This is a genomic window from Dactylosporangium sp. NPDC050588, from assembly GCF_040654975.1.
In the GTDB taxonomy this organism is placed as follows: Bacteria; Actinomycetota; Actinomycetes; order Mycobacteriales; family Micromonosporaceae; genus Dactylosporangium; species Dactylosporangium maewongense.
The window spans coordinates 38183-52480 of sequence record NZ_JBFAJA010000033.1; the positions used below are offsets into that span (position 1 = coordinate 38183).

Annotated in this window: 9 protein-coding genes; 2 read left to right on the top strand and 7 right to left on the bottom strand. The window is 72.0% G+C overall.

Annotated features, from left to right (window positions below; translation table 11 throughout):
* Nucleotides 1-12: 12 nt before the first annotated feature.
* Complete coding sequence (locus AB0I21_RS23535) at nucleotides 13-2322, bottom strand: bifunctional diguanylate cyclase/phosphodiesterase (protein ID WP_360564147.1); 2310 nt, start codon at nucleotides 2320-2322, stop codon at nucleotides 13-15.
* A 160-nt stretch (nucleotides 2323-2482) separates the two neighbouring features.
* Between AB0I21_RS23535 and AB0I21_RS23540 the strand changes: the two genes are divergently transcribed.
* Together AB0I21_RS23540 and AB0I21_RS23545 are read left to right on the top strand one after the other, a co-directional pair.
* The gene (locus AB0I21_RS23540) at nucleotides 2483-2737 is read left to right on the top strand and encodes a YggT family protein (RefSeq protein ID WP_344499025.1); all 255 of its coding nucleotides are present in this window, start codon (nucleotides 2483-2485) and stop codon (nucleotides 2735-2737) included.
* 229 nt (nucleotides 2738-2966) lie between these two features.
* The gene (locus tag AB0I21_RS23545) at nucleotides 2967-6185 is read left to right on the top strand and encodes a GH92 family glycosyl hydrolase (RefSeq protein ID WP_360564149.1); all 3219 of its coding nucleotides are present in this window, start codon (nucleotides 2967-2969) and stop codon (nucleotides 6183-6185) included.
* A 69-nt stretch (nucleotides 6186-6254) separates the two neighbouring features.
* On the opposite strand, the gene AB0I21_RS23550 is transcribed toward AB0I21_RS23545, so the two are convergent.
* From AB0I21_RS23550 to AB0I21_RS23575, 6 genes are all read right to left on the bottom strand, one after another.
* Nucleotides 6255-9191 carry an FtsK/SpoIIIE domain-containing protein gene (locus tag AB0I21_RS23550; RefSeq protein ID WP_360564151.1) on the bottom strand — a complete coding sequence of 979 codons (2937 nt, stop codon included), beginning with the start codon at nucleotides 9189-9191 and terminating at the stop codon, nucleotides 6255-6257.
* The gene (locus AB0I21_RS23555) at nucleotides 9188-10360 is read right to left on the bottom strand and encodes a VWA domain-containing protein (RefSeq protein ID WP_360564153.1); all 1173 of its coding nucleotides are present in this window, start codon (nucleotides 10358-10360) and stop codon (nucleotides 9188-9190) included. Before AB0I21_RS23555 ends, AB0I21_RS23550 begins: the two co-directional genes overlap by 4 nt.
* 8 nt (nucleotides 10361-10368) lie before the next feature.
* Nucleotides 10369-11319, bottom strand: a complete 951-nt coding sequence (locus AB0I21_RS23560) for a MoxR family ATPase (protein ID WP_360564155.1) — start codon at nucleotides 11317-11319, stop codon at nucleotides 10369-10371.
* 2 nt (nucleotides 11320-11321) lie between these two features.
* Complete coding sequence (locus AB0I21_RS23565; RefSeq protein ID WP_360564157.1) at nucleotides 11322-12386, bottom strand: effector-associated domain EAD1-containing protein; 1065 nt, start codon at nucleotides 12384-12386, stop codon at nucleotides 11322-11324.
* 97 nt (nucleotides 12387-12483) lie between these two features.
* On the bottom strand, nucleotides 12484-13317 hold the full coding sequence (locus tag AB0I21_RS23570; protein WP_360564159.1) for a MoxR family ATPase: 834 nt from the start codon (nucleotides 13315-13317) through the stop codon (nucleotides 12484-12486).
* A gap of 335 nt (nucleotides 13318-13652) precedes the next feature.
* Nucleotides 13653-14297, bottom strand: a complete 645-nt coding sequence (locus tag AB0I21_RS23575) for a hypothetical protein (protein ID WP_360564161.1) — start codon at nucleotides 14295-14297, stop codon at nucleotides 13653-13655.
* Nucleotide 14298: the final 1 nt, after the last annotated feature.

The following is a 14298-nucleotide window of genomic DNA, read 5'->3' on the forward strand; positions in this document are numbered from 1 at the left end:
CCGCCGGGGCGGTCAGCCGACGGCGGCGGGGTGGGCGCCCCGCACGTGGGCGGCGAGGTCCGCGGCCGGCATGGGGCGGCCGAAGTGGTAGCCCTGCGCGTAGCGGTAGCCGAGCCGGCGCAGCACCCCCGCCTGGGCCCCGGTCTCGACGCCCTCGGCGACGGCGCGCAGGCGCAGGCCGTCGCTGATGCCGATGAGGGCCTCCGCGATCACCGAACGGTCGCCCCGGTCGGTGATGTTGTCGACGAACGACTTGTCGACCTTCAGCAGGTCGACGGGGCAGGTGCGCAGCAGGCCGAGGGACGAGTGGCCGGTGCCGAAGTCGTCGAGGGCGACGTTGACGCCGAGGCGCTTGAGCTGGTGCAGCTCCTCCAGGCCGGACCCGCCGTCGAACACGGCCGTCTCGGTGACCTCGACGGTGAGGTGGCGGGGGTGCAGGCCGACGCTGTGCAGGGTCGCCTGGACCTGCGCGGCGAAGCCGGCCTCGCGCAGCTGCCGCGGTGACACGTTCACCGACACGTACTCCAGGCCGTCGGGACCGAGCTCGTCACGCCACCTGGCGGCCTGCCGGCACGCCTCGGTGAGGACCCACTGGCCGACGGGGACGATGAGGCCGGTGCGCTCCGCGGCCGGGATGAACAGGTCGGGGCGCACCATGCCGCGCTCCGGGTGCTGCCAGCGCACGAGCGCCTCCACGGCGACGGTACGGGCGTCCGACAGCCGCACGATCGGCTGGTAGTGCAGGCGCAGCTGCCCGGTGTCCAGCGCGACCCGCAGGTCGGCGGCGGTGCGGGCCTGCTCGGCGCTGTGCTGGTCCAGGCACGGCGCATACGTGACGCGCCGCCCCTTGCCCTGCGCCTTCGCCTCGTACATGGCGACGTCCGCGCGCCGCAGCAGCTCCTCCGCGGTCGCGTCGCCGGCGTGCAATGCCAGGCCGATGCTCGCCTCGACGACGAGGGCGTGGCCCGCGGCGTCGAGCGGGCGGCGCAGCTCGGCCGCCACGGTGTCCAGGACGTGCAGCGCGTGCTGCTCGCCGGTGGTGGGGAAGACCAGCGCGTACTCGTCGCCGCCGAGCCGGGCGACCAGTCCGCCGTCCGGTTGCAGGCACTCCAGCCGCGCCGCGACCGCGGTCAGCAGTGCGTCGCCGACGGCGTGCCCCAGGTCGTCGTTGATGCCCTTGAAGTCGTCCACGTCGACCAGCGCGACCGCGACCGGGTCCTGACCCGTGTCGAGGATCTCGCCGGTGTACTGCATGAGCAGCCGGCGGTTTGCCAGCCCGGTGAGGGCGTCGTGGGTCGCCTGCCAGGCGAGGGTCTGCTGATACTCCTCCAGCTCCCGCAGCCGGCTGTCGAGCGTGTCGACGAGGACGGCGTTGTCGCGCAGCGCCGCCGCCTGCCGGGCCGCGACGAGCAGGACCAGCGCGACGGTGCCCAGGGCGACCCCGAGCACGTCGTCGCCGCCGTCGGCCGCGTCGGCGAGCAGCAGCACCCCGGTGGCGAAGACCGCCAGGTAGGGCACCAGCGGCCGGCGGTCCCGCCGCACCGCCGCCGGCGGCTCGACCCCGGCCGCCCGCCGCTGCCGGTCCGCGGCCAGGCACAGGATGAAGCAGGTCAGGGGCAGCACGACCGGCGTGCCGTTGAGGTGCGGGCGGTCGGTCAGCAGCGGCGTCAGCGCACCGCCGGTCGCGCCGCCGCCGCCGGCGAGGGCGAGCAGGTAGAGGGCCTTGCGGTCGAGCGGGCCGGTGCCGGTGAACGCCACCTTGATGAACGCGAACACACACACCGACCCGGTCGCGACGATCGCGATGACGGCCCACATGCCGCTGGTGTTGCCGCCGGACCACGTCTCCCAGCGCCGGAAGATGAAGTGCCAGGCGAAGGTGACCACGGTGACGAGGACGGTCGCGGTGTCGAGGCCGAAGCGCAGCCACTCGCCCCGGCTGCGGTGGGCGCCCGGGATCCGCAACAGGCCCCACAGCATCACCACCAGGCCCATCAGGTACACCGCCGCGGTGAGGCCACTCACGTGCTGGGGCGCCACCAGACGCAGGAACATGTCGACGCCGTTGCTGGCGCCGCCGAGGCCGATGAAGACCATGCCGAGCCCCACGTGCCGCCAGAAGCGGCGCGCGCCGGGCGCCATCCCCTCCGCCGCGCTCGTCGTCCAGCAGGCCCGCACCGCGCACCCGACCGTCAGGGGGACCGCGAGCCAGCTCACCAGGGCCGGCGTCGTCCGGGCCAGGCCCACCAGGAACCACGCCTCCGCGACGACCAGCACGACGGCCGCGCCGATCAGGAGACCGGTCGGACGCCAGACCGCCACACCTCTCACACAGGTCGGCATCGGCCGGGTGACCGGGATCATGAACCAAAACTCAGCCGGCGCTCAGCGGATCCACAGATTCGTGACGCACAGTTGGAGGAACGTCCCGCCCGGTCACTGGAGGCATCCGATGGGTCTCGTTCTCGGCATCGTGAGTCTGGTGCTGCTGGTGGTGCAGCTGTTGCTGATAGCGCGCGCGATCCTCGACTGGAGTGTGGTCCTGGCCGGTCCGTCGGCCCAAGGCTCGATCCGCTCGCGGGTGTCCGCGGGCGTGTTCGCAGTCACCGAGCCGATCCTGGCGCCGGTCCGGCGCGTGCTGCCGCCGCTGCGCCTCGGCGGGGTCGGGATCGACCTCGCGTTCATCGTCGTCTTCCTGTCGATCATCGTCCTGCGAGCGGTCATCGGCATGATCTGACGCCCGTTGTTCCGGTAACGCCCGCCCGCCGTCCGGCGCGGCGGGCGTTTTCGTGTCCGTGGATGGACCGGATCGACGGCCGTAGCAAATGTCAAGTATTGACAGAACTCGGGGCAGCGACCAACCTCTCCAGCAGGAAGCCCGCCAGCTTCCTTCCCTCGGCGATCGGCGCGCCGCGGTCACAGGGACACTCACCGCGGCTGTGCCGTGGCATCCGAACGGAGCGTTTGTGAGAAGACTGCGGTTCAGCGCACTGCTGGTGGCGGTCACCGCGGCGGTCACCACGGCCGTCGCCGGCCTGCCCGCGGTGCCGGCTCAGGCGGCCGTGCCGGCGGACCTGACCACGCTGGTCAACCCGATGATCGGCACCCAGAAGGAGGGCAACACCTTCCCGGGTGCGGCGCTGCCGTTCGGCATGGTGCAGGTCAGCCCGGACACCGGCCACGGCACGGGGTACAACTACGACCACGGCAAGGTGTGGGGCTTCTCCAACACCCATCTGTCCGGCGTCGGCTGCCCCGTGATGGGTGAGGTGCCGCTCATGCCGACGATCGGCGCGGTCAACTCCGCCGACCCCAACACCTACGGCCAGACGCTCAACCACGCCCAGGAGCAGGCGACCGCCGGCTACTACCGGCTCGCCACCCCCAACGGCGTCACCACCGAGCTGACGGCGACGCTGCGCAGCGGCTGGCAGCGGTACACCTTCCCGTCGAGCACCCAGGCCAACGTGCTGTTCAACACCGCGCAGGCGCGGGGCAGCGGCACCGGCGCGCAGTCGTCGTCGATCTCGATCGTCGGCAGCGACACCGTCGAAGGGTCCGTGACGACCGCCGGGTTCTGCGCCTCGGCGCCCGCGCACACCGTGTACTTCTCGGCCAAGTTCAGCCGGCCGTTCGCCTCCTTCGGCACCTGGTCCGGCACCACGTTCACCGGCGGCAGCCGCGCCTCGTCCGGCAGCGGCGCGAAGGGCGGCTGGGTCCGCTTCGACACCTCGTCCGACCGGGTCGTGACGGCGAAGGTCGGCCTCTCGTACACCGGGATCGCCGGAGCCCAGGCCAACCTCAGCGCCGAGACCAGCGCCGCCGGCTTCGACTTCGACACCATCCGCAACGCCGCGCGCGACACGTGGAACGCGAAGCTGCACAAGGCCGAGGTCGACGGCGGCACGACCGACCGGCAGGTGGCGTTCTACACGTCGCTGTACCACTCGCTGCTGCACCCCAACCTGTCCGGCGACGTCAACGGCTCCTACCGCGGCTTCGACAACGTGGTGCGGACCGCGTCCGGGTACACGCCCTACCAGACGTTCTCGCTGTGGGACACGTACCGCGCGCAGAACCAGCTCGTCGCGCTGCTCGAGCCGCAGGTCGCCCGGGACTACGGGCTGTCGCTGCTCGCCGTGGACCGCGAGCTCGGCTGGCTGCCGAAGTGGTCCCTCGCCAACACCGAGACCAACACGATGACCGGCGACCCGGTCACCCCGTTCCTCGTCGACCTGTGGGCGCGCGGCCTGCTCGGCGGCTACGAGTCACAGGTGTACGCGGCGCTGCGCAAGAACGCGCTCGGCGTACCCACCAACATCAACGGCCGCAACGGCAACCCCTACTACGCGTCGCTGGGCTACATCCCGACCGGCGTCACGTGCGGCCCGGTGCTGCCGATGGACCACGACTGCAAGTTCCCGAGCTCCGCCACCCTGGAGTACGCGGCCGCCGACTCCGCCCTCGCCATCATGGCGCGCGGCCTCGGCAACACCGCCGACGCCACCATGTTCGAGGCGCGCGGGCAGAACTACCGCAACCTGTTCGACCCGTCGATCGGCTTCTTCCGCCCGCGCAACGCCAACGGCGTCTGGGGCTCCCCGTACTCGCCGACGGACGGCTCGCACACCTTCCACGAGGCGGGCGCCTACCAGTATCAGTGGCTCGTCCCGCAGGACCCCGACGGCCTGGTCTCGCTGCTGGGCGGCAAGACCGCGGCGAACAACCGGCTCGACAGCTTCTTCGCCTACAACAACCTGCTGACCGACCCGTCGGGGACCGCGCACAACACCTGGGTCAACGGCGCCTACGACTACTACAGCTTCACCACGTACAACCCGAACAACGAGCCCGACCTGCTCGCGCCGTACACGTACCTGTGGACCGGGCAGCCGTACAAGACCTCCACGGTGCTGCGGGCCGCCTACACCCTCTTCACCAACGGCCCCAACGGCGTCACCGGCAACGACGACCTCGGCACGATGTCGGCGTGGTACGTGTTCTCGTCGCTGGGCCTGTACCCGCTGATGAACGGCGCCAACTTCTACGGGGTGAGCACGCCGCAGTTCCCGTCGGCGAAGGTGACGATCGGCTCGTACGGCAGCCAGCAGGGCGGGGTCCTGAACATCACCGCCCCGTCGGTCAGCGACAGCAACCGCTACATCGGCACCGCCTCGCTGAACGGCACCGGCTTCAGCCGCACCTGGCTGTCGCAGGCGGACATCGCGCACGGCGGCAACCTCGCCTACACGGTGACGGGCACGCCGGGCTCGTGGGGCACCGGCGCCGGCGACACCCCGCCGTCGTCGAACCACACCGCCCTCCCCGCCCCTGCGGTGAACCTGGCGGCCGGCAAGCCCGCCACCGGCTCCACCGCGTGCGCCGCCGACGAGTCCCCGTCGAAGGCCGTCAACAGCAGCGTGACCGGCGGCAACACCGACAAGTTCTGCTCCACGGTCGCCGGCGCCTACCTGCAGGTCGACCTCGGGTCCGCCGCGTCGCTGAACAAGATCGTGGTCAAGCACGCCGGCGCCGGCGCGGAAACGGCCAACCTGAACACCAAGGCGTTCAACCTGCAGCTGTCCACCGACGGCAGCACCTGGTCGACCCCCGTCACCGTCACCAACAACGCCGACCCGGTCACCATCCACCAGTTCGCGTCGACGTCCGCCCGGTACGTCCGGCTCAACGTCACCACCCCGACGCAGACCACCGACGGGGCGACGCGCATCTACGAGCTGGAGGCGTACGGCTCGGCGACCGTCCCGGTGAACCTGGCCCTGAACCGGCCGGCCACGGGCTCCACCGCGTGCGCCGCCACCGAAGGCCCCGAGAAGGCCGTCAACGGCAGCGTCTCCGGCGGCAACACCGACAAATTCTGCTCCGGCGTCGCGGGCGCCTGGCTGCAGGTCGACCTCGGCTCGGTCCGCGCCTTGACCCGCTTCGAGGTCGCCCACGCCCAGGCCGGCGGCGAGTCCGCCGACTACAACACGAAGGCCTTCACCATCCAGGTCTCCAACGACGGCACCACCTGGAGCACCCCGGTGACGGTCACCAACAACACCGCCGCGAACACCACCCATCCGGTGGCGGTCTCGGCCCGCTACGTCCGCCTCAACATCACCACACCCACCCAGACGACGGACACCGCAACCCGGATCTACGAGCTGCGCGCGTTCGGCTGAGCCCCCAGGGGCGGGGGAACCGCCCCGGTGTGGTCCAGTTCGGGAGACCACACCGGGGCGCCTCGCTGTTCAGGCGGCGGCGACGACGAACTCGTCCCCGAAGCCGTTCCCGCGCAGCAGCGGTGTCCATGCATCAGCGGCCACGCCGTGGGCGACCGCGTGTCGAAACGCCTCGCCGGCGGTGATGACGCCGTCGCCGTCGTTGTCCGCCGAGCCGCCGCGGAGCCCGCTGACCAGCGCGCGGGTGAAGCTCGGGAACCCGCCGCGCGGATAGGAACCGACCATCCACGCCCCGGTGACGTCGCCGGTGGCGCTCAGCAGGTCGGCGAGGCGCGTGCCGTCGCCTTCGTCGTCGGTGCAGACGTCGAGGATCGCCAGCCGGCGGCGGGCCCGGCACGCGTTCAGCCGGGTGCGCAGCCACTGGACGCCGACCCCGGCGACCGCGTCCGGCCCGTCGAGGTCACGCAGCACGTGGCCGGCCAGGTAGAGCACCACCTGATCGGTGTGCGTGCGATCGGACAGGAACTCGCCGATCGCCTGACGGATCCGTCGCGGGTCACGGTCGACGGTGCTGGTCACGGCGAACCCGCCGATCGACGGATCGCCGAGCACCTCGGACATCGCCGCGACGTTCCCCCGTATGGCGATCGTGTCGCCGTACCTGACGTTGCCGATCACCAACGCGAACCGTCCGCTGCCTAACGACCGCTGACCGCCGGCCGCCGAGGTGATCCACTGGATGGCGATGTCGGCGGCGAGCGCCGCGGCGTTGTCGCTGTTGTCCGCACGGTGCTCGCCGATGAGACCGATGACGAAGGGTTCGCCGTCCGGGGCGAGGCCGTAGTCGAGTCGTTCGGCGTGCAGCTCCGCGGCGCGGCCGGCGTCGATGCGGGAGGTCGACGGGTCCCCGAGCTTCGTCTCCATCTTCGTGGTGAACGACTCGATGCCGCCGACGTCCCACGACACGGCCGACGCCAGGATGTGGAAGCCGTGTGACGGGTCGCGCGAGGCGGCCGCCAGCGTGCGCAGCTCAGGCAGGTCGGGCGGGCCCCACCGGTTCATCACCAGGAAGAGCCGGCGCGTGCTGCGGCGCCGTTCGATGAACCGCAACGCGGCACGCAGCGCTGTGCCTCGGGCTTGCGGGTCGTCCTCGTCGTCGACGGCGAGCCCGACGTGCGGCAGGGCGAAGAGCGGGGCCAGGCCGCCGCCGTGGTCGAGGAGGAGGAACTGCACCTCGTCCGGGGTGTTCGTCAGGGCGAGGGACAGCACCAGCGAGATCAGGATGTCGACGCGCCCGGTGTACGGCATGCCGACGATCGCGACGTTCCCGGCCGTGAGGTCGAGCTCCAGCGGCTCGTAGCCGGTGCCGTCCTTGCGGCCCACGCTGCCGGCGATGCCGGCGGCCTTGCCCCAGAGGGCCTGGGAGCCGGCGGTGAGGCCGCGGCCCTCGACGACGCGGCCGGGGCCGAGCAGGTCCAGCAACGCCGGCTGCGTGGACGGGGCCGGCGCGGCGATCCATGGTCGGGGTCTGGCGAGTGCGGCCATTCGTCCGACCAGCCACTCGGCGACGGTGCCACGCCTCGGAGGGTCGTGCGGCAGGAACGTGACGGCGCCCCGGAACTGTTGCGGCTCGCTGGAGCGAGCTGTGAAGGTGCCGAAACCGGGCAGCGCGTTCGGTTCGAGTCGCATCTCGAACCCCAGATGCCCCGGCAATCCGTACGACCGGACGTCGTGGATTCGGTCCGTCAGCAGGACGTGGAGACCGGCGTCTGTGCCGTCGACGAGCCGGCCGAGAAGACCGGCCTGTCTTGGTGGGAAGTGCCGGGAGTCGTCGATGACGATGACCAGCTTCGGCCGGCTCGCGGGCAGGTGCAGGCGGCGGTCCAGTTCGCGGCCGATGTCGTTGGCGAGCCGTCCGGAGCTGACCGGGGTGAGCAGGCCCGAGATGACGCCGACGGTGTGCGGCAGGAACTTCAGGTCGGTGAACGTCTGAGCGCCGCCCGCGTCGACGAGGAGCAGCTCCAGCTCGTGCGGCGGGTGGGCGGCGGCGAGCGCGAGGACGACCGTGCGCAGCAGCTCCCGCCGGTCGGTGCCGACAGGGGCGACGACCCGCCCGTGCGGGCCGTGCCGCTCCAGGTCGAGCGTGACTGGCCTGCCGGCGTCGTCGACGCCGAACGGGACTGGGACGAGGCGGCCGTCCAGGTGTTCGTCCCACATCGGGAACCCGCCGAGGAGGTCGGTCAGCGGGACCGGTGCGTCCTCCAGGTCCGCGTCCGAGGGCTCAGGGCCGGCCAGGCGGTCCAGCAGCGCCAGGGCCGACGCCGCCGCGTCCGAGCGCACGAAACTGAGTGCGTTGCGGATGGCGTCGAGGTCGGCGCCGGGGAGTTGGCCGAGTTCGGCCAGCCTCTGGACCGCCGCATTGGACGGGAGCAGGCCGATCGCGTCCTCCATCTCCGCGCCGAGGCGCAGGGCCGGGTCCGGCTGGCGGTCGAGGCGGCCACGCATCGCGACGAACCAGTCCTTCGACAGGCCGGTCTCGGCGCGGGAGTCGCCGGCGGCGTCCTCCAGCCAGCGGTGGGCCGTCGATGGGTCGATGATGCCGATGGCGGTGAGCCGCTGCGCCTGCTCCAGGAACGGGTGGGCGCCCCAGACGCCGGGGCGGTCGCAGTACCGTTCGAGCAGCAGCGCCACCTGCACGGCGCGGTCCGGGCCGTAGGTGGTGCGCAGGCTGATCAGCAGGTGGCGGCGCAGGTCGTCGTCGATCTCGTACAGGTCGCCGCCGAGCTCCTTGAACAGCGGCGACGTCAGCAGCGCGGCCTCCACCGACCACGGCAGGTCGTGCGGCGGGTCGACGAAGAAGTTGATCCGCAGCAGGTTGAGCAGGGTCGGGTCGACGGCGACGGGGACGGCGGCGTGGCAGGCCAGCTCGATGGCGCCCGGCGGGAGGGTCGCGCGGGCCTCGGCGAGCCTGGCGGCCGCCGTCGACACCCGGTCGAAGACGGTCACAGCGGGCGCTCCAGCGGGACGGGGTGGCCGCGTAGCGCGTCGACGGCGCTGTACATGCCGGCGCGGGTCAGCGGGAACATCGGCACGTGCCGGGCGATCTGCCCGGCGGTCGTGCCGGGCCAGCGGTCGGGGTCGACGGGGTTGAGCCAGGCGAGGCGGGCACCGCGACGCAGCACCGACAGGGCGAAGGCCACGGTGTCGAACAGCCGGGTCGTGACGAACGCGCCGCGCAGCGCCCCGGCGTCGCTGATCGCGGCGACCACCGTGGCGGGCGTGACGCCGGAGAGCAGGTCGGCGACGGGCCATGAGGTGAGCATCTCGGGGTCGCGGTACACCCGGCCGGTGTTCATCGGCGGGACGCGGTCGAGGATCGGGTCGAGGTCCGCGGCGAGCGTGTCCGGCAGCGACGCCAGGGCGCTGCGGTCGCGGCTGCGGCCGGGGGTGTTGCGGAAGTAGGCGACGGTGATGTCGTCGAGGCGCCCGGCGCGCACGACGGAACCGACGACGTGGTCGACGAACCCGTGGTAGGGCGCCATGGAGCCGTCGCGGTCGACGAGCAGCAGCAGCCGGGCCGCGTTGACCCGGCGGGGCATCAGGACCGGGCCTTCGGCGAGGCCGGTGCGGGCGAAGCGGTCGACGGTCGCGTCGACGTCGACCTCGGTCAGCGGGCCGCGGCGTACCGGGCGCCGCAGCCGCCGCCAGATCTGCGCGACGTCCCGCTCGGCGACCGGATACTGCGGCCGGACGACGAGGAACGGCGACGGCATGCCCGAGTGGGGCGGCTCGGCCGGGCCGGCGCGGCGCGGCGGTACTACGACCGTCAGCTCCTCCTCGACCTGCTCGGGAGCGGGTGCCGCGGTGGGAGCGTCGATGTCCGGTGCGGTCTGTGCGGCCCGCTTCCCGAGGGCGACGTCGGCCGGCTTGGACGGGGAAGGGGTGTCGGCGGTGGGCCAGTCCGGCAGCCGTACCAGATGCATCGTGGCGTTGATCAGCTCCGCGTCGCGGGGTGACTTGGCCCAGAGCGTGACGCACAGGGCCCGCAGCTTCGCGGGGGAGTCGAGGCCGTGCCCGGCGGCGAGGGCGGTCCGCAGGGCGGCGCAGTCGTCGACGCCGAGCGGCAGGCCACGCCGGCGCAGCCGGGTGACGAGATCCCGGACGAACGACGGCATCGGGGCGGTCACGGTGCGCTGAGCCGTTCCCTGGCCTTGAGCTGGTCGTCGCGCTGTTTGATCAGCGCGCCGCCGTTGGGCAGCGTGTGCAGCCCGGCGGGGTCGGCGTCGTCGGCCTGCAGGCAGTCGGCCCAGTCGAGCAGCTCGCTGAGGCCGGGCGCGCGGTTGAGGCCCATGCCCCGCAGGCGGCGTACCACCTCGATCGCGTTGTGCCGCAGGCGTTGGCTGCGGATGCCGTGCATCTGCAGGATCGTGTCGAGGCTGTCGTCGGGGAACTCCACGAAGTGGAAGACGCAGCGACGCAGGAAGGCGCCCGGCAGCTGCTTCTCCTCGTTGTTCGTGACGATGATGATCGGGCGCAGGTCCGCGCGGTCCGGTGGGACCTGGTGCCGGGCGCCGGGGACCTCGTCGATGTCGAAGCGCAGCTCGTCGAGCTCGCGGAGCAGGTCGTTGGGGAAGTCGAGGTCGGCCTTGTCGATCTCGTCGATGAGCAGCACGCAGCGGCGGCCGTAGGAGGCCCGCACGATGGCCCGGCCGAGGGCGCCGAAGCGCACGTAGGCCGCCTGGTCCGGCAGGGGCGCGCCGCCGACGCCGCCGAGCTGCGCGTCGGAGAGCCGGCGGACGGCGTCGAAGACGTACAGCAGGTCCCGGCCGCGGCTGGTCGACTTGATGTGCGCCTGCTCCAGCGGCAGCCCGAGGCGGTACGCGACGGCGTGCGCCAGCCGGGTCTTGCCGACGCCCGGGTCGCCCTGCAGCAGCAGCGGCCGGCCGAGGGTGATCGCGACGTTGACCGCCTCGCAGAGCTGCGGTGTCAGCAGATACGGCTCCGGACGCATCTGCCGTACCGGCGGATCCTGTTCGGCGATCGGGTGGACCTCGACGTCCTCGATGTCCTGCACCTCCGGTGCCGGCCGGTCGGCCCTGAGGCGCATCGAGGTGTCGACGGTGTGGACGTACAACGTCAGCTCACCTTCTCCAGCCAGTGCCGGAATCGTTGCGGGTGCGGATCCTTGCGCAGCGCGCCGATGCTCTTGTCGAGCGCGCCGTAGGTGAGCAGGACGTCGAGGACCCCCGCGACGGTCGCCTCCTGCTCGACGTAGCGACTCCACGGCGCGAGGAGCTGGCGGTCCCACCGCATCTCCATCAGGGCGTCGGAGACCCACGCCGAGACGTCCTCGTCGCCGAACACCGGCTCGGCCAGGTCGATGACGTCGTCGAGGCACAGGGGTCCCGGTGCACCGGTGAGGATCAGCACGAACCACTGGTCGAGCTGGGGGCAGTTGTCGCGGACTCCCTGCCAGAAGTCGCGGACCACGGTCAGCGGCGCGTGATCGACGCGGATCGACCAGATCCGGCCGCCGTCGTCAGGGTCCGGCAGTTGCTGCAGGACCTGCTTGACCCGCAGGTCCGGCTGCGCGAACTCGGGCTGCAGCGTCAGTGTGCCGACGTGTTCGGCCTCGCCGAGAAGGTGCTGCAGCCAGGTGCTGAACTTGCTGACCAGGATGTCCTCGCGCGAGGCCAGGCTGATGGCGTGCAGTCCCGGCGGCTGGCGTACGACCCGGTGCACGACCGTCTTCCTGATCGCCTCCAGGTCGAAGTAGGTGGAGTCCAGGACGCGGACGTTCGGCGGCACCGCCAGACTGGACGCGACCTCGGCGGACCGGCCGTGCTGTTCGGCGAAGCGCTTGACGAGGGTGTTGCCCGCCCGATCCTCGATCACGGCGTCGACGAGCGAGTCCAGCCAGCCCTCGGCCTTCGCCTGCCGCAGCAGCCGGAACACGACGGTGTCGAGCCCGACGTCGCCGACGATCGCCGCCAGGTCGTGGTCGGCGTAGAACACCACCTTGTCGACCTGCGACCAGCTGGTGTACGCGTCCAGCATCGCGGCGGCGAACTGCTGGACCTGCGCGCGCTCGATGCCGTGCCCCCTCAGAACGTGGCGAGGGCCGGCGGCAGGGCGCGCCGGTCGGTCAACGGACTGGAGATGCGGCACCACCTTCGATCGACTGGCCGGAGCGCCTGTCACTGTACGACAACGCTGCGTGTGTCAGATCCCCCCAACCGGTCGACACATTGACATGTCGTCCCGTCGGCGGCCGTACAAGCGGATCGCCCTCCGTACGTCACCCGTCGTCGAACGCGAACGCCCGGGCGACGGCCACCTGATCGGCGCGGCGCTTCACCAACATGCCGAGCGACGGCAACAACGGCAGGTTGGCCGGGCGGGCGCCGACGGCTTGCTGGTAGGCGACCCAGTCGAGCAGCTCGCTGAGGCCGGGCTTGCGCTCGAGGTTCATCGCCCGCAGGCGGAGGAACACGCGGATCGCGTGCCATCGCAGGTCCGGGTCGTCGATGCCGTGCAGGACGAGGATCTGGTCGAGCGTCGCAGAGTCGTCCGGCGGCTCGACGATATGGGTCACGCAGCGGCGCAGGAAGCCGCTCGGGAGCGCCCGCTCCTCGTTGTTCGTGATGATCACGATCGGGCGGAGGTCAGGCCGGTCGGCCGGCACCCCGTACGACTCGCCCGGCGCCTCGGCGATCTCGAAGCGCAGGTTCTCGAGGACGCGTAGCAGCTCGCTGGGGAAGTCGGGGCCCGAGCGGTCGATCTCGTCGATGAGGACCACGGACCGGCGGCCGTGCATGGCCCGGACGATCGTGCGGCCCAGCGGACCGAACTGGACGTAGGCGTGCGGAGGTGCGAGGTGACCCGTCTGGGCGTCGGCGAGGCGGCGGACGGCGTCGAACTCGTACAGCAGGTCGCGGCTGCGGGTGCCGAAGTCGACGGGGACCTGCTCCAGCGGAAGTCCGAACTCGTACGCGACGGCGTTGACCAGGCGGGTCTTCCCGACGCCGGGCTCGCCCTGCAACAGCAGCGGCCGACCGATGGCGATCGCCGCGTTGACGACCTCGGCCAGTGCCGGAGACATCAGATACGGCTCACGGTGGACGACCACCATCGGTGGGTCCGTCGCGGCGACAGGTCCTGCCCCGGCGGCCTCGATCTCCCGCTGCGGCGGCTGTGGCCCGTCGCCGACGGCTGTCCGGGTGGCGAGGTGGCGTGTTGTCCGCCGGGCCGGTTCGGGCGGGCGGACGTGCGGCACCGCGGCCGGAAGTGCCTGCCACTGTACGACATCTGTCCGCCCGGCGGCTCCTCCGCGTCGGGAGTGGGGCGTCACCGCCACGCTCGCCGCCGCCATCGACGCGTACTTGCTCGCGGCCGATGGCGCGGTTCGGCTCCGGCGCGCGGGCAGCGGCGGCGCCGACGGGCTGCCCGCCGGCGACGTGGTCCGGCTCAAGCCGGTGACGGCGTGCTGGGCAGCTCCAGTTCGTAGTGGTCGCCGACGCGGTGGAAGCCCAGGCGGCCGTAGTACGGGGCGAGCATGCCGGGTGGGGTGCGGACGCGGTGGAAGCCGCGGGCGGTGAGCAGGCCGCTGCTGCGGAAGACGAACTCGCCGGGGCTGAGGTCGCGGAAGCGTTTCGTGACGTAGTCGAGCTCGATCTGGGCGACGCCCTCGGCGCCGGGGCCGTCGGCGGGGCGCAGGAAGAGGACGCCGACGACCTCGTCGGCGCGGGTGATGAGGAAGGCGGCGCGGTCGGGGTTGTCGTCGAACCGGAACGACGGGTTGAACTTCGCCAGGTCCGCCCAGTGCACGCGCAGGACGTGGGCGAGGAACGTGTCGTCGGTGCCGACCTGCACGACGGTGTAGGTGGCCTCGTCGTGGCGGGTCCGCAGCATCTTGTACAGGTGGTAGGTGTTGATGGCCGTCATCGCCGCGTTGAGGCCGACCATCGGCCAGACACTCAACGCGGCGTTGTAGACGACGAGGACGACGGACCCGATCAGGTTGAGCACCCGCAGGCGCAGGAGACGGGCCTGGGACAGCGACCAGACGAGCACCGCCGAGCCGGCCCAGCCGAGGTAGTCGAGCCAGTCCACC

Bases quoted from the DNA above. Each gene is read 5' to 3' on its own strand.
- AB0I21_RS23555 (WP_360564153.1), bottom strand. From the start codon at position 10,360: ATGCCGTCGTTCGTCCGGGATCTCGTCACCCGGCTGCGCCGGCGTGGC.
- AB0I21_RS23570 (WP_360564159.1), bottom strand. From the start codon at position 13,317: ATGGTGGTCGTCCACCGTGAGCCGTATCTGATGTCTCCGGCACTGGCC.